General features: G+C 70.5%; 18 protein-coding genes and 3 pseudogenes. 16 read left to right on the top strand and 5 right to left on the bottom strand.

The features are described 5' to 3' along the window. Positions 1–382: 382 nt before the first annotated feature. A pseudogene (locus ACTWJ9_RS15605) lies at positions 383–574 on the top strand (response regulator transcription factor); the annotation flags it as partial. Between the two features lie 39 nt (positions 575–613). On the opposite strand, the gene ACTWJ9_RS15600 reads toward ACTWJ9_RS15605, so the two are convergent. After that, positions 614–1,936, bottom strand: coding sequence for a helix-turn-helix domain-containing protein (locus ACTWJ9_RS15600; protein WP_443294332.1), 1,323 nt, complete (start codon positions 1,934–1,936; stop codon positions 614–616). Between the two features lie 214 nt (positions 1,937–2,150). On the opposite strand from ACTWJ9_RS15600, the gene ACTWJ9_RS15595 reads away from it, so the two are divergent. The 3 genes from ACTWJ9_RS15595 (at position 2,151) to ACTWJ9_RS15585 (ending at position 4,406) form a co-directional block, all read left to right on the top strand. Continuing rightward, positions 2,151–2,864, top strand: coding sequence for a DUF4232 domain-containing protein (locus tag ACTWJ9_RS15595; protein ID WP_443294331.1), 714 nt, complete (start codon positions 2,151–2,153; stop codon positions 2,862–2,864). A gap of 416 nt (positions 2,865–3,280) precedes the next feature. After that, positions 3,281–4,036, top strand: a complete 756-nt coding sequence (locus ACTWJ9_RS15590) for a formylglycine-generating enzyme family protein (RefSeq protein ID WP_279334837.1) — start codon at positions 3,281–3,283, stop codon at positions 4,034–4,036. Positions 4,037–4,160: 124 nt separating this feature from the next. Further along, positions 4,161–4,406: a hypothetical protein gene (locus ACTWJ9_RS15585; RefSeq protein WP_279334836.1), complete on the top strand. Its 246-nt coding sequence runs from the start codon at positions 4,161–4,163 to the stop codon at positions 4,404–4,406. A 155-nt stretch (positions 4,407–4,561) separates the two neighbouring features. Here ACTWJ9_RS15585 and ACTWJ9_RS15580 read toward each other — a convergent pair whose 3' ends face one another. Continuing rightward, positions 4,562–5,317, bottom strand: coding sequence for a GntR family transcriptional regulator (locus ACTWJ9_RS15580; RefSeq protein WP_279334835.1), 756 nt, complete (start codon positions 5,315–5,317; stop codon positions 4,562–4,564). Between the two features lie 80 nt (positions 5,318–5,397). Between ACTWJ9_RS15580 and ACTWJ9_RS15575 the strand changes: the two genes are divergently transcribed. The 4 genes and pseudogenes from ACTWJ9_RS15575 to ACTWJ9_RS15560 all read left to right on the top strand — a co-directional run. Further along, a complete protein-coding gene (locus ACTWJ9_RS15575) occupies positions 5,398–5,676 on the top strand; it encodes a hypothetical protein (protein WP_443294330.1) in 279 nt (92 codons plus the stop codon). A gap of 105 nt (positions 5,677–5,781) precedes the next feature. Then, positions 5,782–5,985 (top strand): hypothetical protein, encoded by a 204-nt coding sequence (locus tag ACTWJ9_RS15570; RefSeq protein ID WP_279334833.1) that lies wholly within the window; start codon positions 5,782–5,784, stop codon positions 5,983–5,985. A 172-nt stretch (positions 5,986–6,157) separates the two neighbouring features. Then, positions 6,158–6,454 (top strand): hypothetical protein, encoded by a 297-nt coding sequence (locus ACTWJ9_RS15565; protein ID WP_341483690.1) that lies wholly within the window; start codon positions 6,158–6,160, stop codon positions 6,452–6,454. Beyond that, positions 6,411–6,515: pseudogene (locus ACTWJ9_RS15560) on the top strand (GntR family transcriptional regulator); the annotation flags it as partial. The gene ACTWJ9_RS15565 and the pseudogene ACTWJ9_RS15560, both read left to right, overlap by 44 nt. 546 nt (positions 6,516–7,061) lie before the next feature. Here ACTWJ9_RS15560 and ACTWJ9_RS15555 read toward each other — a convergent pair. Further along, complete coding sequence (locus ACTWJ9_RS15555; RefSeq protein WP_443294329.1) at positions 7,062–7,955, bottom strand: DUF3152 domain-containing protein; 894 nt, start codon at positions 7,953–7,955, stop codon at positions 7,062–7,064. Positions 7,956–8,119: 164 nt separating this feature from the next. Between ACTWJ9_RS15555 and ACTWJ9_RS15550 the strand changes: the two genes are divergently transcribed. The 5 genes and pseudogenes from ACTWJ9_RS15550 to ACTWJ9_RS15530 all read left to right on the top strand — a co-directional run bounded on the left by ACTWJ9_RS15550 (position 8,120) and on the right by ACTWJ9_RS15530 (position 12,374). After that, positions 8,120–8,806 carry a response regulator transcription factor gene (locus ACTWJ9_RS15550; RefSeq protein ID WP_279334831.1) on the top strand — a complete coding sequence of 229 codons (687 nt, stop codon included), beginning with the start codon at positions 8,120–8,122 and terminating at the stop codon, positions 8,804–8,806. Between the two features lie 38 nt (positions 8,807–8,844). Continuing rightward, positions 8,845–10,434 carry an ATP-binding protein gene (locus ACTWJ9_RS15545; protein ID WP_443294328.1) on the top strand — a complete coding sequence of 530 codons (1,590 nt, stop codon included), beginning with the start codon at positions 8,845–8,847 and terminating at the stop codon, positions 10,432–10,434. Next, on the top strand, positions 10,431–11,057 hold the full coding sequence (locus tag ACTWJ9_RS15540; RefSeq protein WP_387038953.1) for a hypothetical protein: 627 nt from the start codon (positions 10,431–10,433) through the stop codon (positions 11,055–11,057). The genes ACTWJ9_RS15545 and ACTWJ9_RS15540 overlap by 4 nt, the downstream gene beginning before the upstream one ends. A 194-nt stretch (positions 11,058–11,251) precedes the next feature. Next, a pseudogene (locus ACTWJ9_RS15535) lies at positions 11,252–11,552 on the top strand (tyrosine-type recombinase/integrase); the annotation flags it as partial. A gap of 411 nt (positions 11,553–11,963) precedes the next feature. Next, positions 11,964–12,374 (top strand): VOC family protein, encoded by a 411-nt coding sequence (locus ACTWJ9_RS15530; protein WP_279334828.1) that lies wholly within the window; start codon positions 11,964–11,966, stop codon positions 12,372–12,374. A gap of 483 nt (positions 12,375–12,857) precedes the next feature. On the opposite strand, the gene ACTWJ9_RS15525 is transcribed toward ACTWJ9_RS15530, so the two are convergent. Then, complete coding sequence (locus tag ACTWJ9_RS15525) at positions 12,858–13,583, bottom strand: 5-formyltetrahydrofolate cyclo-ligase (protein WP_279334827.1); 726 nt, start codon at positions 13,581–13,583, stop codon at positions 12,858–12,860. 19 nt (positions 13,584–13,602) lie between these two features. Continuing rightward, complete coding sequence (locus tag ACTWJ9_RS15520; protein ID WP_279334826.1) at positions 13,603–14,769, bottom strand: helix-turn-helix transcriptional regulator; 1,167 nt, start codon at positions 14,767–14,769, stop codon at positions 13,603–13,605. 178 nt (positions 14,770–14,947) lie between these two features. On the opposite strand from ACTWJ9_RS15520, the gene ACTWJ9_RS15515 reads away from it, so the two are divergent. The 3 genes from ACTWJ9_RS15515 to ACTWJ9_RS15505 all read left to right on the top strand — a co-directional run bounded on the left by ACTWJ9_RS15515 (position 14,948) and on the right by ACTWJ9_RS15505 (position 16,983). Beyond that, on the top strand, positions 14,948–15,487 hold the full coding sequence (locus ACTWJ9_RS15515; RefSeq protein ID WP_388704048.1) for an ATP-binding protein: 540 nt from the start codon (positions 14,948–14,950) through the stop codon (positions 15,485–15,487). 152 nt (positions 15,488–15,639) lie between these two features. Then, positions 15,640–15,783: a hypothetical protein gene (locus ACTWJ9_RS15510; RefSeq protein WP_279334824.1), complete on the top strand. Its 144-nt coding sequence runs from the start codon at positions 15,640–15,642 to the stop codon at positions 15,781–15,783. Between the two features lie 15 nt (positions 15,784–15,798). Further along, on the top strand, positions 15,799–16,983 hold the full coding sequence (locus ACTWJ9_RS15505; protein WP_443294327.1) for a cupin domain-containing protein: 1,185 nt from the start codon (positions 15,799–15,801) through the stop codon (positions 16,981–16,983). The last annotated feature ends 19 nt before the right edge of the window (positions 16,984–17,002 follow it).

Genomic DNA, 17,002 nt, shown 5'->3' with positions numbered 1-17,002 from the left:
TCGTCGTCGAGGCACTCCGAGGTGAGCGGGTCCTGGAAGGCTCCGACGAGCCACTGCCCGCCGGGACGGTGAGTCGCTTCGGCGGGACCTCGAACATGCCCTCTGCGGGCGCGCTTTCCGTTCTCACCGGACGCCTCGGTGGCCAGGGTGAGGCTGTCCGGCCGGTCGCCGTCGTCGCGGTAGGTGATCTCCCTGGTGACAGGCTTGTCGTCGGTGTGTGGCCACTGCGTGGTGCCGAAGCTCAGTGCAGGGCCGGCGGTCACCTGCCGGTCGATGGCCTGCTTCAGGTCCGTACGGCTCGTGCCCTGCGCGAACACGGGGAGGCTCTTGGCCGGTTGGGCGGAGGAGGCGAGCGCGGCCCTGATCCGCTCGCCGGTCCGGTCTGTCGGCGCGCGAGACGGACGTGGTCCGGCTCGTGGCCACCGGTCTCACCAACGCGGAGATCGCCGCCGAACTGTCCATCTCCGTGGGCACGGTGAAGACCCACCTGGGCAACGTGCAGACCAAGCTCCCCGCCCGTAACCGCGTCGAGATCGCCGCGTGGGCCTGGCGGTCGGGCATCGTCGGCGGGTGAGGACGAGCCCTGGCACCAGGACTCACTCCCGCTCGGTTTCTAGGAACGGTTCTCCTCGTCCCGCCCCCACTCGGAGGAACCGAGCGGATGGGTGTACGCGGGCCGTCCCGCGTTCCCGCTCGTCCGGAAGGGGTTGCCGTGGTCGTCGACGCGTACGGTGCCCCGCCGGTCACCGCTGGACCAGGCCAGTTCCAGGTACCAGCTCACATGGTGCGCCCGCGCGTCCGCGAAGACGTAGAAGACTTCGGGATCGGACTCACTCACCTTGTACGGGAAGTCCCGCTGACCGGCCCGGGGGGAGAGCACGGGCCGCCCGGCGTCGAGGTCCACCCCGAAGGCCGCCGTCTCCACGTCACCACCGCACCCGACGCCCATCGTGAAGTCGTTCCAGGCGAGGGGCGCGCTCTTCTCCACCACCCGCACGTGCAGTTCCTCCAGGACGACGGTGGCCCTCCCGGTGCCCTGCACGGTCAGCGCGAGCATCTGCTGCCCGCCGGCGACCCCGCCCAGCGCGGTGACCCACCCACGCGCGTCCGGCTCACCCGGCGGCGGAGGCACCTGCTCGGGCTTCCGGTCGATCAGGTAGTGCTGGCTGCACGGCCCTTCCCACTTGTACGGATTGACGGCGACGGTCGGCGCGGTGGCCCCGTCCTCGGAATCGCCGCCCCGGGCCGCCCCGGCCGCACCGTTCCGGGAGGCGGGGGCAGAGGCAGAGGCAGAGGCGGAGGCGGAGGCGGAGGCGGAGCCGGACGTCGTGGGAGTGGCACTGTGCGAGGCGGACGGCGAGGCCGACCGGCCCTTCGCGTCGGCCGACTCGGGGGCGCCGGGGCTTTCGCCGCCGGAGCCGACGGACCGGGAGGCAGCTCCCACCGGCCGCTTCCCGCCCGGGTCGTCACCACCGTCGCTGAGCACGAGACTCACCACGAGCGCGGTCGACACGACGGCGGCGGCCCCGGCGAGGACGACGGTACGCCGCCGCGCCACGGGAGCCTTCGCCGCGGATCGCCGCTCACCCTCGGGACCGGCCCCGGCCGCCGCCCCGGCCTCCGCTGCCCCGGTTCCGGCCTCCGCCGCTGTCCGTGCCCGCGGTTCCTTCTCGGCAGGGGCCCCGCCCGCCTTCTGCCTCCGCCGGGCATCCGCGAGTACCCACCGCCGATGCAGTTCCACCAGTTCCTCGGGCGTCGCCTTGCACACCCGCGCGAACCGTTCCACGGGCGCGTAGTCCGTCGGCACCGCGTCCCCGTTGACGTACCGGTGAAGTGTGGACGCGCTCGTGTGCAGCCGCTTCCCGAGCACCCCGTAACTGAGCCCGGACCGCTCCTTCAACCGCCCTAACAGCTCGGAGAATTCGTCTCCCGCCATGCTTCCGTTCCCTCCCCACATCCCGGACCCCCGTCCCAGGGGGAGGTCATTCCCCCAGGTCAGAGCCGTTGCAAGCGTTCCAGCGTCCCGGATTCCCCGGCAGTCGTGGCAGTCGGGACGGATCACCGCACAAGCTGGGGCCATCCAAGCACGCCGCTCCCCGAATCCGGGCGAACGGCCCCTGCCACGACACGTACTGCCCAAGGGGGACCACATGTCCACACGCACCCACCGCACCCGTGTGTTCGCCGCCGCCGCGTTCGCGGCCGCCGCGCTGACGCTGACGGCGTGCAGCAACGGAGAGGGCGTCCACGACGAGGGGGCAGCGGCGGGATCCGCATCCACGTCGGCGCCCACGTCCTCGCCCGCGGCGAGCGGGGGAACCTCCACCGGGGCGGGGCAGACCGAACCGGCGGGCTGGGTCTCCGGAGACTCGGCGGGCGGCGCGGCCGGTTCGAGCGGCACCACGGGTGCCACGGGCTCGTCGGGTTCCGCGGGCTCCAAGGACCCGGTGTCCGCCTCGACCCCCTGCTCCAGCACCTCCACCCGGATGACCGCCACGGAGGTCTCCCGCCCCCTGAACCACCTTCTCCTCACGGTCACCAACACCGGTTCGAAGAACTGCGACCTCATCGGCTATCCGGCGGTCCGGTTCGGCGAGGCCCAGTCCGTCCCGCCGGCCTTCGAGGACTCCAAGCCGCAGGCGGTGGTCACGCTGGCCCCCGGCGAGTCGGGCTATGCGGGCGTCCTCCTCTCGGCCGCGGACGGCAGCGGCTCCCACGGCTACACGACCAAGTCCCTCCAGGTCTTCTTCAACGACGGCGCGGGCACCGCCCGCCCGTCACTCCCCGCGAAGGGCGTGTACGTGGACGACTCGATCGGAGTCACGTACTGGCAGTCGACCATGGCCGACGCCCTGGCCTGGTGAGGCACCGGCTCACTGACGCCACGGTTCGGAAGGCCAGGACCACGGCCGCGACGGAGGCGTCCGCCGATCCTCCCGGCACGGATCCGGCACGCGACCACTGACCACAGCAGACGGCAAGAAGGCCCGGGTCGCATGACCTGGGCCTTCTCCATGGAGCGGGTGACGGGAACAGAACCCGCGCTCTCAGCTCGGGAAGCTGCGATCGTTCGTGGACGGTTCGAGCGCTGAGCTGGACGAACGTACGGCCCTCACTCCTTCTGGGCTCGACCGTCTTCACCGTGGTTCCCCGCTGTTCCCCGATCGATCTGGTGCGGTAGTGGTGCAGCGCTGCGGCGCCCAGGAGGGGACCAGTCGTCCACACTCCCTTCCTGATCCCCTCCTTCAACCGGGATGCCCGGCTGCTAGCGTCCGGCACCATGTGGGCTCAAGAGATCGTGGCCGGCCGACCGGCCTGGCGGCACACCCCTTCCGGAGTGGTCTTCCGGGCTGTTCCCGGTGGGACGTTCCGGATGGGCCTGTCCGACGCGGAACTGGACGCGGTTCGTGCCATCGAGCGGGTCGACGGCGCCGATGACGACCTCGACGCGTTCTTCACCAGCGCTGACCGGGCCCGGCCGGTGCGGGAAGTGCGGGTCGAGCCGTTCCTGATCGCCCGGCATCCGCTCACGGTGGCGCAAGTACGGCACTGGCTGCCCGAGTACGAGGACAGCTTCGCCGAATCGGATTCGAGAACGGCCCGGCTTGAGGACGACCTGGACGACCTGCTCGAAGTATTGCCGTTCCGGCTGCCCAGTGAGGCGGAGTGGGAGTACGCGGCCCGGGCAGGTACGACCACCCTGACCTTCCGGGGGGACGGGAGGCCGGACGAGGACCAGGTGCTCGACGACTTCTCCGACGAGGAGCGCACCGCTGCGGCCGAGAACGCCTTCGGGCTGGCGGCGATGGGGTCGGCGAACGAAATCTGCGCCGACGTGTGGATCCCGCATTTCACGGACGCGCCCGCGGACGCACGCTCCCGCACCGGGGACGGCCCGCGGGTGGTGCGCGGAGGCGGCGGCGACCTCTCTCCGTGGCAGGGCTGCGACGAGTGGCTGCTGTTGCTCTCCGCCACCCGCGACGAACTCCAGGACTTCACCGCGGTCCGCCCGGTCGCACCCGTGCCAACCCACTAGCGGCATCCGGCAGATGCAACACGTACAGAGAACGCGTCCCTTGGGGGTCGCCGGCACAGCGACGGCGCCTGTTCCGGCAGCCTGAGAAGCTGCCGACGAGACGGGGACAGCCCAAGGGGTGGGGATGTTGTTCATGATCGCTGGCCTGGTGATGGTCGTTGCGGCCATCGCATGGGCAGTCCTGGGAGTGCACGCCTTGCTTCTCGGCCGTATGCCGGGGCAGTGGCTCCCTGGGCTGGTGCGGCAACCGAGGCTGTGGGGAGCGGGAGCCCTGCTCATGCTGGTGAGCTGGAATCTCGGCTCGCCGTCGCTACTCGTGGTCGGAATCGGGATCGTCGCGCTGGGGCACGTCGCGAAGCCCACGCGCTGACCCGGCCAGTCGGCACGGTAGGCGACTGCAGCCAAACGCTGGACACCCCAACCCTCCTCGTCGCTCCACTCGCGCACCGTCGCGGTCACGACTGCGGTGTCCTTACGGGGCCCTCTGCGGCGGCCCATCTACCGCTCCCTTCGCGTATGGCGCCATCACCGGTTGATCGGGATCTCGTAGACGATCTCGCAGTGAGCCGCGGGCACCACGATGTCCGCCGTCTCCACTGGGCGACCGTCGTCGCTGTAGTACGTCCGCCGGATGTGCGTGACCAGGGCAGCCTTCTGGACGCCGAGCAACGGCGCCTCCTCGGCGGTCGCCTGCCTCGGCTCCGGCTGCTCCACGGCGTGGCTGACCGTGATGCCGATCGCGGCCATGCGGTTCACGACGCCCGCTCCTGCGTGCGGGCCTCCCTCGGGCAGAACGACGAGAGTGCCGGCGGTGAGGTCGTACGGCTCCCAACTCGTCGACAGCTGCACCGGCCTGCCGTCCGCCAGGAACTCGTACGTCGTCCGCACGCACAGCTCGCCTTCGGCGATACCGAGACGCGTGGCGATCTCCGCCGGCGCCGGGACCTTGGCCTCGGTCCGGCTCTCCCAGTCGCCTTGCCTGCCCACGGCCTTCATGTCCGCCCGGAACGGCGAGCCGCTGGGCTGCTCGCGCGCCGATGACCGGACCACCCGTACGCGCTGCCGTGGCTCGGCGACGTAGGTGCCGGAACCGGCGCGGCCCTCCAGCACACCTTGGGAGATCAGCAATTCCTGTGCCCGGCGTACCACGTTGTCGCCGACGCCGTACTCCTGGCCGATCTGGGCGCGGGAGGGAAGTCGGTCCCCCGGCTCCCACTCGTGTTCTGCGATCCGCCGCCGCAGCTCGTCGGCGATGCGGAGATAGGGCGGTTGCTCAGACATATGGAAAATCTAGTCCACTAGCTCTAACCTAGTTAACTAGCTTTACTCAAAGTGATCGTCGCTAACCGGAGGGCTGCCCTGTGCCTGCTTCCAAGGAGCGCGCGGAGGCCATCGCAGCCCGGTTATCGGCCGTCGGGCTCGCCACGCGCGTGGAGGAGCGCGATGACTGCACGGCCATCGAGGCGGAGGTGCCGGAACCACTCTCCGCGGAGTCATGGCGGGAGGTCCTGGAAGCGCTGGCCGATACCGACCGCTTCGGCCTTCTCGCCACCAGTTCGAACGACCGCACCCTCTGGGCGGTCGTACACAAAACGGTCCCCGCGACGGGCGACGTCGGGGGACCGGGTCATCAGCGATAGGGGCTGAACACCGTGCTCAATCGTATCCGCCGTACCGCCTCGCGCCTCAGGGAGCGGTACCGCCACAAGGGTCGGCACCGCCGCTCCGAAACACCTGCGTGGCCGGTGGCTGTGTCCCCGGAAGTCGCTTACGGCGCGGTGCTGTTCCTGCGTCGGCACCGCGAGCACACGGGCGTTCTCGTGGGGGAGGAAACGGCGCTCGTCCGCCCGTACGTACTGGCCAGTGAGGCGCGAGCACGGCACCGCTCGGCGGCCATGAGCCGCGCTCCCCTCGCCGGCCCTTGGTACGCCTCGGCGGGTGACCGCTGATGCCGTCCCGCCAACAGCCCCACACCACCCAACCGGGGCCCGACTCCTACCGGTCGGCCTCCTGCCGCATCGGCACACACCACGCCTGCGCGGAGTCGTCCCCGGTCGCCGCACCGGTCGACGTGCCGGTGATCTACGAAGCCTGCGACTGCTCGTGCCACACCATCGCCGAGTGCCCAGTACCGACAGAGGCGGCACGGTGAGGGGGCCGGCACTCAGCGGCGCGGTGCTCTCCCCGGTCGAGATCACCTCGACCAGCGTGCAGCTCGGCGACGTCATCCAGGTCGGGGGCCAGCAGTGCCGGGTGACCGACCTCTTCCAACTGCCCGGCGGAGCCAAACGACTCGTTTTCGACTCGGGCGAGTTGCTGACCATCCACACGGGGACCTGGCTCGTCGCCCTGCGGCTCGTGCGAGTGAGAGGCGGTGACCCCGCCCGTGCCCTCACGACGCGACGCCATCGCCGATGACCTCCGGAACCGGATCGCCACCGGTCGGCTCAAGCCCGGTGAACGCCTGCCTTCTGAGGCGCATTTGGCGGAGCAATACATGGTCAGCACACCGACGCTGCGGAACGCCCTCGCCGTACTTCCGCCGGTACTCCTTCGTCAGCGCGTAGTCCGCCCCGTCGGTGGTCCAGGAGGCGGTGGGGTCCTCGGGGGCCACGGGGGTGTAGGTGAACCCCTGCTTCTTCATGCAGGCCGCGATCGCGTTCTCCAAGAGGTACTGCTTCTTGAGGTCGGCGTTCGCGTCGGCGGGAATGTCGAGCTGCCCCGACGATCCGGCCGTGGTCTTCTCACCGTCCGACGCGTGGGACTCCGAGCCGGTGTCGGTGTCGGTTCCGGTGCCACAGGCCGCCAGCAGCGGCAGCAGGCTCACCGCCGCCGTCGCGGCCAGTCTCCGGGCAGTGCGGGAGCGAGTCGTTTACTTCCGTCCGATCGGGAGGGCGGGGGATTCTGCGGGCGTGGGAGAACGCGGAGTCCACGGTGGTGCCGGCAGTTCATGGAGCTGGGGTCGGTACATGACCGAGCTGTAACGGCCGACCGCCGTGACGGCCGGCTCGGGGACCGGCGCCGGTCATACGGGCGGCCCGGTGACGAGGTCACCCTTCTCGTCGTAGGGCCAGGCGTTGGCGACGCAGCCGTGCAGGCCCTTGATCTGCTGCATCATCACGGGGGCCAGTTGCCCGGCGCCCCCGCAGGTCACGTGCGAGTGACCGAGGAAGTGCCCCATCTCGTGGTTGATGATCAGCGCCCGGTAGTCATGGATCGGTCCGTCGAAGGTGGGCGAGCCCTTGACCCAGCGCTTGAGGTTCACCACCACCCCTCCGGGAACCTCGCAGTTGTACTCGCCTCCGGTGTCCTGCTGGATGCCCGCCCAGCACAGGGCGTCCGCCGTCGCCGGTGTCGCGATCCTTATCGTGATGTCGTGCGGCGATCCCGCGCTCACCAGCTGGAACGCGTTGTCCGGGTCGTGGGTCCAGCCCCGCGGGGCGGTGAGTATGTCGGCGATCTCGTTCGCCGCCTGGGACGGCGAGATGTCGAGGCCGATCTCGACCTCCACGACGTAGCGCACCAGGCGGGAGCCGCTGCCCACCGCCTCCCCACCGGCCTGCGCGGTGACGAACGTCCCGCTGCCCGTCGGGGGGACGTCGATCTCGGTCCGGCTCGCGGAGGGGGAGGGGGTCGGTGTGGGTGTGGGGGTGGGTGTGGGAGTTGGAGTGGGAGTGGAGGTGACGTGCGTGCTCCGCGGTTGCGGCGCACCGCTCGGCGCGTCGCTCCGCCCGCCTCCCAGGAAATACGCCGCCGGGCCCAGTAGGCCGGCGGCCACCAGCAGGCCGATCAGCAGGTTCCGGCCCCGGTGGCGCGGCCGTCCCCGGCGACGGGAGGACCGGCGCCGGCGGCCGGCGCGGTGACCGGCCGCGGTGCTGCCGGTGGGGGGTGCGGACTGCCGCTGTCGTGCCGAATGCATGGCAGCTCAATCTGGTGATTCCAGATGATCGCGATGAGCCGGCACTGTCACGGAAGGGTAACGGTGCCCCGCGCTCCCCGGCCCGTGTGATCGTTGTGTAACGGCGGGCGGAGAGGGGCCTTCCTCGGGACGGTCACCTCGTCCGGCCTGCTTACACTGCCGAAATGCCACGGGTCCTGATCGTCGAAGACGACCAAGATGTCCGCAGGGCCGTCCAACTGGGTCTGCGGCACCAGGGGCATGAGGTCTTCGCCGTGGAAACGGGGGAGGAAGGGCTGGAACAGCTCCTCCCCTTCCGGCCGGACGTCGTCGTGCTCGATCTCATGCTGCCCGGCATCTCCGGCCTGGACGTGTGCCGCCGGATCAGGGACCGCGACCAGGTGCCGATCATCATGGTGACGGCCCGGGGAGACGACATCGACGTGGTCGTGGGACTGGAGACCGGTGCGGACGACTACGTGGTGAAGCCCGTGCAGGCCCGGGTGCTCGACGCACGGATACGGGCCGTACTGCGCAGACAGGACGCGTCACTGCCGGACGGCACCCGTCCCCGGGCGGAGACGCACGGCGAGCTGGTCGTCGACCGTGCCGGGCTCGTGGTGACGCACCGCGGCGAACCCGTCACCCTCGCCCCCTCCGAACTGCGGCTGCTGCTGACCCTGTCGGCCTCGCCCGGCCAGGTGTTCAGCCGACAGCAACTGCTGGAAGCGGTCTGGGAACACAGCTACCACGGCGACATACGGCTCGTGGACGCCTGCGTGAAGCGACTGCGCAACAAGCTCGGCGAGGGCAGGAATCCCCGTTACGTGCAGACCGTACGCGGATTCGGTTACCGCTTCGGCACCTCATGAGCGACCGGATGTCCACGCGGACGTGGAGGACCGCGCGGATGCGGAAGGTCGCCGGGACGCGGAGAGCCGTGCCCGAGGCCCCCACGGCCGACGAGACCCCCGCCGCCGGCCCGGGGGCCGGCCCCCGGCGGTTCCTCCGGGCGGCCCTGGCGCGCATCCCGCTCCCCCTGCGCGGCCTGCGCCCCCGCCTGCTGGCGTCCTTCGTCCTGGTGGCCGTGGCCAGCGCCCTGGGCACCGGGGCCCTCGCCTTCCGCGAGGCGCGCACGGGGGTGCTCCAGCAGAGCCAGGACTCCGTCATCAACCGGTTCCGTACGAGCGTCGACGCCGTCGCGCCCAGCATCCCCCTGGCCCCGGACCGGTCGGACCTCCAGTTCGCGGTGGACCAGGTGCTGTACGCGAACCGTTCGTCGGACTGGCGGATCATGGCCACGTACGGTGGCCACCGCGCCTACGCGCCGAGCGCCGGTTTCGTCGAGCTGAGCCCCGAAATGCTCCGGTCCGTCCGGGACCGACGTGTCGCGGTGTTCCAGCGGATGAACGTCGACGGGCGTCCTCGTCTCGTCGTCGGCATGCCCGTCACGTACACCTCGGGCGAGGGCACGGAGCCCAGGCTCTCCGGGTTCGTGATGTATCTGGAGGTCCCGCAGACCACCGAGGAGGGGTACGTCGAGGCCATGGTCAGCGGCATCGAGCGAGCCACCCTGGTGGCCCTGTGCCTCGCCGTCGTCCTGGCGTTGCTCGCCGCGAGCGGCGTACTGCGACCCGTACGGGCGTTGCGCCGGGCAACGCGCCGGATGGCCGCGGGGCACCTCGACGTACGGCTGGACGTCACCGGTTCCGACGAACTGGCCGATCTCTCCCAGTCCTTCAACGAGACGGCGGCCGAACTGGAGCGAACCGTACGGGAGCTGCGTCGCCTGGAGGCCCAGGGACGCCGCTTCGTGGCGGACGTCTCCCACGAACTGCGCACGCCGCTGGCGGCGATGTCGGCGGTCACCGACGTGCTGGACCTGGAGGGGGAAGGGGAGACCGGTGAGGCGCTGCGGCTCATCAGCGAGGGAACGAACCGGCTGAGCGGACTGGTGAACGACCTGATGGAGATCTCCCGTTTCGACGCGGGGGCGGCCGAACTCAACCGGGACGAGATCGACCTGGCCGAGTCCGTACGGCGCACCGTCGCCTCCCGGTGGCGGCAGGAGCAGGTGGAGACCCGGCTGCCCGGACCGGGTGAGCTCCGCGCGCGCGTCGATCCGCGCAGACTCGACGTGGTGACGGCCAATCTGATCGGCAACGCGCTGCGGCACGGAGAGCCGCCCGTGCGGCTGACCATGGGGGTACGGGTGGACGGGGCGGGCATGGCGTGGGCCGTCATCGAGGTGACCGACAACGGACCGGGGATCGCCGAGGAGGCCATGCCGCACATCTTCGAGCGGTTCTACAAGGCGAGCACCTCACGGGCCAGGAGCGAGAGCAACGGGCTGGGTCTGGCCATCACGGCGGAGAACGTGCGCCTGCACGGGGGGCGCATCCGGGCGGCGAACCTGCCCCGGGGCGGCGCGGTGTTCACGGTCGAACTCCCGCTGCACCGCGACGACACCGACACCGAGGCCGACGGGGGCACCCGTTGAGGGGCTCGCGGACGGCAGCGCTGCTGTCCGGGCTCACGGCCGTGGCCGCGGTCGCGCTCACGGCGTGCGGAGTCCCCCCGTCCGGTGTCATCGAGACCGGTGCGCCGGCGAGCGGCATGTTCTCCCCCAGTCCGACACCACCCTCGACGCCCGCCACCATCTCCCTCTTCTTCCTGCGCGACGGGGAGTTGATGTCCTATCCCCACCGGATCGACGACGCCGGGGACCTCGAGGCCGTCGTACACCTGCTGTTCGAGGCGTCGGCTGCGAACGAGACCGCGACGGCCACCACGGAGCTGCCCCGCCTGACGGACGCGCCACGGGTGGCGATCGACAGCGGCATCCTCTTCGTCAGACTCCCCGGTGAGACGGCTCCGCTGAGCCGTCGGGCCATGCTCCAGCTGACGTGCACGGTGAACCACGCGGCTTCGCCGGTCCCCACCGCCGTCCCCCGCGCCGACGCGGAAGCCGACGGCGACACCGCGCGCCGTTCCGCCGCGCCCAGCAGCCTCCATGTGTTCGGGGACGGATGGGCGATGACGCAGTCGGACCACGCGTGCCCCGTCGTGCCCCAGCCACGGGCGCAACCGGAAGCACTGACCCCGCAGGAGCCCTCCGGCTGACCACCGGCCCCCGCCCAGGACCGGAGGCCTTCCGGCCACGGCCACCCGCCTGACCGCGCGGTGGCAGGCCGGCCACGCCGCCCTGTCGGCCCGCCGGAGCACCACGCCGGCCGGGCAGCAGTGGGACGCCACACCCCGACCCCACGCGGACACCGAGGAACACGAGCCGGTTCGCCACCACCCTCGAACCCGCTCGCACCCCGTTCCGGCGGAAGTGGCGCCGGGCTCGTGCGGTCGCCGGTCTCCCGGACGGCTTCCGCTTCTACAACCTCCGTCATACCGGACACACCCTGTCGACCCGTTCGGGCGCCACCCTCCGGGACACGATGGCGCGCCGGCCAGTCCTCCGAGAAGGCGGCGCTGATCTACCGGGACTCCGACGAGGAGCAGCAGCGGGAGGCCGCCGCCGGGCTCGACGACCTCGTGCGCGCCGGGCGTGCGAAGCGCCACACCGACGACCGTGCGCACCACAGGGGGGAGCCGTCGGCGGGCTGACGGTGCGGTTGTGGTGCGGCACCCGCTCACCGGTCTGGACAACAAAGAACCCCCGGGTCGCTGACCTGGGGGTTTCGCGTGGAGCGGGTGACGAGAATCGAACTTGCGCTCTCAGCTCGGGAAGCCTGGGTGCCCCAGGGGCGATTGCTCGCCTGACCTGGGGTGGGGCGGTCTCGACCTGTAGCCGGCTTCTGTCTTGGTCCCCGGTGTTCCCCGCGGTGCCCCGCCCGATCTGGCACGGGACTGGCACGGCCCCCTCGATGCGAACTACGGGCGGGGCGGTCGCTGAGGTCATCCGGCCTGGTCACTCGGCCGTCAGCGGTTTGAGACGACTGCCTGCGGTCGGCACGGTTGCTGTACTTCTCTGCGGTACCGCACTCCCCAGTACAGAGTCTCTGAGAAGATCGCGGGATGCTGCGACTCACCGATTTCATTATCGACTGCCCGGACACGATGAAGCTGGCGGCTTTCTACTCCGAGGTGACGGGCCGCCCGATCAAGGAAGGCAGCTCCGAGGACTGGGCTGGCATCCAGTTCGGCGAGATCGAGCTGGCATTCATCCGGGTGGACGACTACCGCGCTCCGCAGTGGCCCGACAGCGAGCACCCCAAGCAGTTCCACCTCGACTTCGAAGTGGACGAGATCGAGCCCGAGCAGCGCCGCGTCCTCGACCTCGGCGCGACGCTAAGGCAGGACTTCATCGGCCCCAACGGCTACGGCTGGCAGGTCTACACCGACCCGATCGGCCACCCCTTCTGCCTGTGCCGCAACAAAGGCGTCATCTGGACCGACCAGGGCCCGATCTGGCCCAAGCGCGACTAATTAGCCGCCCACTTCCTCACCCACCACTCTCCCCGGCTCCCATCCCGTCCGCCGTCGACCCACACGCATGTGGAGCGGGCGTGGTTCCTGGCGTCCAGGTGGAGCGCGCCACTGTACGAACGACCTGGACGCCAGGGGCCGCGTCTGCTCGGCTTCGCCTGGGGCGACGGTGGACGGGATGGGAGATCCCCGCGCACACCCCTACGGACCCGCACCCGCGTACGGCGCCCCCTCCATCCCGGTGTCGGCCGATCCCCCGCCGGAGGCACATCTTGTGCCCGCGGATGACGTCCCGCCCTTGCCCGCTTGCACGTAGCGCGCCGCCGGGCGGGGCCGCCGCTGGCGAAGACAGGGCGGTGGCCCCGCCGACAAGGCGGCGCGCGCCCGCGCCGTGCGCGGGCCTTGAACTCGTGAAGAAGGTTGTAACTCAGTCGTTGGATGGGAGGTTGTGGCACAGGGATCGGGCGCTATCCGCTCAGGTCGTCAGGTGCCCTGTCGAGCCGTGAGCGCCGGGATTGCAGCGATCTTCTCTGCCGTGAGGGCCGACCAGTCGATCCCTGAGGGGCGGTGGGGGTTCGGGCAGGTGATGGTTTCGTCGGGGGTCACGATCAGGTCGACGCCGACGTCGTGCTCGGTGGTGGGGATCGGGGTGTCGGTCACCTGGAGGGTGTGGACGGTGGTGACGACGAGGGTCTCCGGCGTCACCAGGCCGGCCTCGGTGAGCAGGGCGAACTCGATGTCGGAGTAGCCGGCGCCTTTGCCGATGCGGGCGCCGTCGCGGTGGACGGCGACGCTGCCGAGGACGATCAGGTCCAGTGGTCGGAGGGCGTCGACCTCGACGGTGGGGGCGATCGTGGCGGCGGTGCGGCTTGCTGCGGCCTCGGCGGGTGGGACGGTGAGGGTGGCCGGGTCCAGGAGGTAGAAGGGCTTGGGGGTGGCTAACCTCGGTACCGCCATGTAGAGGGTTTTGCCCTCCTTCAGGGCCCGTGCCCGGACCGGAAGCTGGGCCTTGTCCGGTACTGCCTTGACGACCCCCGCACGCTGCCAGGCCGGAAGCCCCGCGAGTCGGGCAGCGGCTTCCTCGGCACCCTTGAAGTGGGGGATGCGGCCGTGGACGGAAGGGTCGTGGACGGCGTCCGCGGCGGTCAGGGCGTCCCAGACCTGCGTGCGTACCGCCTGCTTGGCGTGGTCCAGGGAGTTGGCTGCCACCGGTGTCTCCTTCTCTCTCCTACGCTGCCGTCATCAGGCCGAGCAGTCTGTCGTGGACCTCTGCGACAAGGGGTTCCTGGCGCCAGGGGCGCAGTTCGCGAGCGGCTCCGAAGACGATGTTCATGCCTCCGCCTCCGCGTGTGGTCTCCAGCTCGGTGATGGCTTCGGTGAGGCTGGCCACCCCCGCCTCGACATCGTGTTGACGGATACGGGCGAGCGTAAGGTTCCCCAGCACGATCGCGCGTGACTTTCGCCTGTCCCGTAGCTTCTCCGCAGTGCTGGTCAGCAGGGTTTCGGCCCGTCGGTGGTCTCCGAGGGAGAGGTAGCAGGAGCCTGCGAGGCGGCCGAACTGGGTGGGTGATACCAGGTCGGCGGCGGCGTCGCTGCCGTCCGCATGGGCGAGTTGACGTTCTGCGCTGGAGAGAGCGCGTTCGCAGTCCGAGGCCGACCGCAGTATGGCGTGTGCCTCGGCGACGTGCAGGAGTGCCAGTCCGGTCAGGGCGGGACTCGTGCGCTCGGCGGTTTCGGCTGCTTGCTCCGCGAGCGCGAGCCCGGCCTGTGCGTCGTGTGCGCCGTACAGCGCGACGTAGCAGGTGCGCAGTAAGGCGTGGGCTTCGAGCGTGGTGTCCCGTAGGTGGCGGGCGAGGTCGGCGCTCTGCTCGTAGTACGTCTTCGCGGTGGTGTGGTCGCGGCGCTGGGAGGCGTCCCAGACCAACTGCCCCATGAGAGTGCACGCATCGGCGTGCAGAGCGTGGAGTTCCCTCTGGACGCGTCCGCGGGCGGAGCCGGCGGCAAGCTGGTCGATGCGGTTGAGCTGTGCTGCTGCTTCTGCGATGAGGCCGGCCGAAGGCACACGGTCGTAGCGAGCGGCGCAGTCGTAGAAGCGCGTGCGAAGTGCGGCGACGGCCGGCAGGTCGATGCGGCCCGGGTGAAGCATCACGTATTCGAGAGCTTCTTGTTCCTGCGTGCGGCCTGGCAACCGTGCGGTCAGCAGGTCGTTCAGGCCCTCGGCGTCGACGCGCAGAAGGCGGGCCAGTCGTGGGCGCATCCAGGGTTGTGGGGCGGTGCGGCCTGATTCCCAGCGGGTGATGGTGGAGCGGTCCACCTGCATGTGCTCGGCGAGAGCCTCCTGGGTGAGGCCCACGGTCCGGCGGCGTGCTGCGAGGCCGTTGCGGTGGTGCGCCATGACGCTGTCTCCCCGTTTCGCCTGCCCTGCCAGGGACGTACGACTGCGCGGCTTCCCAGGTGAGGCGTGAGAGTGACGCACGGATGCCGCATTGGTGCGTCCATTGTGCTCTGGGCGTTGTCGGCCGGGGGCGGTTGTGTGGAACTCCGACGCACACAGCCAGGAAGGTTCGCCCTCCATGACGTTCCGAACACTCGCCCCGAAGTCCTCGTCCCTCCATGTCCCGTCCGACACCGGCGCTGTGTCTTCCGCTCGTTGCAGGGTTGTCGCGATCGTCCGTGACTGGGACTTGCCACTTGCGGAGGAGGCAGTCGAGACGCTGGAGCTGCTGGCCGGTGAGGTGATCGCGAACGCCGTGGTGCACACGGGGGAGGGCTGCCGGGTCACGGTGAGCTGGAACGGGACTTGTGTGCGCCTGGAAGCCGAGGATGCGGAAAGCGGCCTTCTCCCGCAGCGGGCGCCGGCCGACCTGGACGAGGAGAGTGGGCGCGGACTGCAGTTGGTCGACGGTCTTGCCCAGGCGTGGGGCTCCCGGCCGACCACGGACGGAAAAGTGGTCTGGTTCGAGATCGGCGGCTGCTCAACCTCGCCTTCCCGTCCGTCTCCCGCCGCATGTGTAAACGATCCCTCGTTCGAGGGCGCACCGCGGCCGGTGGCGGTTGCCGAACCGGGATGCGGCGTGCTCAGCGGCTCCCGCGCGCATGTCACCGCCACCTGACCACCTGACCAGCTGATTTGGGACGCGCGTGTCCTCCATCAGCTACAGACGCCTCCGACTGGGACTCCACCGTCTGGTGGGGCAGCCGGAGACGCCACATCCAGGGAGCGGGCAACCGGCTCGCTTCCGCCAACACCGAAGGAGACACAACCATGCCCGAGCAGAACGTGACCACGAACGGTGCTCAGGAGGACCACGGCCTGCTGGTCGCCCGTCGCCGGATTGCCGCCGCCCGTTCGCGGGCCGAACAGCCCTCGGACGGCGGTTCCACCGGCCGCTCCGACGGCAACGACTGAGAAGGGCCGCAACCGATGACCACCGACGTATCCGCGGTGGTCGCGCGCCTGGGCGAGGACTTCCTCGCCCAGGTGTACGGCCGCACCTACCGCCACTTCCCCGGTGAGCCGGGCCGCTTCGCCGGCCTGCTCGGCTGGGACGACCTGAACGCCCTGCTCACCCACCACCGGCTCGAACCGCCCCGCCTGCGCCTCTCGGCGGGCGGCGAGGCGTTGCCTCAACACGCCTACTCGGTGCCGGTCACCACTCGTCGCAGCACCGTGTGGCACCGGCTCAAGCCCGCCGAACTGCACCGCCACCTTGCCGAGGGCGCCACTCTCGTCCTGGACGCGATCGACGAGTTGCACCCGGCCGTCGGCCACCTCGCCCAGGAACTGGAACGACATCTGCGTACCGGCATCCAGGTCAATGCTTACGCCTCCTGGACCCCCGAGGAAGGCTTCGGAGTCCACTGGGACGACCACGATGTGCTCGTCCTCCAGCTCGACGGCGCCAAACGATGGCGCATCCACGGCCCCACGAGGCGAGCTCCGCTCCACCGTGACACGGACGTCCCCGAACCGCCGCCGAACGAGCCGCTCGTCGAACTGGTCTTGCAAGCAGGAGACATGCTGTACCTGCCGCGCGGTTGGTGGCACGCGGTCGCCGCTTCCGAAGGCGTCCACTCCCTCCACCTCACCTGCGGCATGCAGACGACTACCGGCGCCGACCTTCTCCAGTGGCTCTCCGAGAACCTGTGCCGTGAAACGACCGTGCGCAGCGACCTGCCACGCTTCGGGACCGAGGAAGAGAAGGCGGACTTCGTACGGTCCCTCGGCGACCTCGTCATGAAGGAGTTCGAGGACGGGACGCTGCTCGACCGCTTCCTCGGCATGCGGGACGCCACCGACCGGGCCCGCCTGGTGCCCTCACTGCCGTACGTCGAGGGCGTACCGCCCGACCCCGCTCTCGTCGTACACCTGGTAACCGCTCGCGCCCGGCTGCACAGCGACGGGGAGGGCCACCCGGTGCTGACGGCAGGGGGAGAGGAATGGGCCTTCTCCCCGCAGGCCGCACCTGTGCTGTCCCTCCTTCTGGACGGAGGCCACCACCGCCTGGACACACTCGCCCGAGCGGCCGGACTTCGCGTCGGGCAGGTGGCGCACCTCGTGAGCGAGCTGGTGGACGGCGAGGTCGCGGCCGTGGGACGGGCCGGATGAGCGCCCGTCTGGCGGCCGG

The organism is Streptomyces sp. GDS52 (assembly GCF_052246875.1).
GTDB lineage: Bacteria > Actinomycetota > Actinomycetes > Streptomycetales > Streptomycetaceae > Streptomyces > Streptomyces cathayae.
The sequence above is the reverse complement of the archived record's forward strand: the minus strand, read 5'-3'. Positions and strand labels throughout refer to the sequence as shown.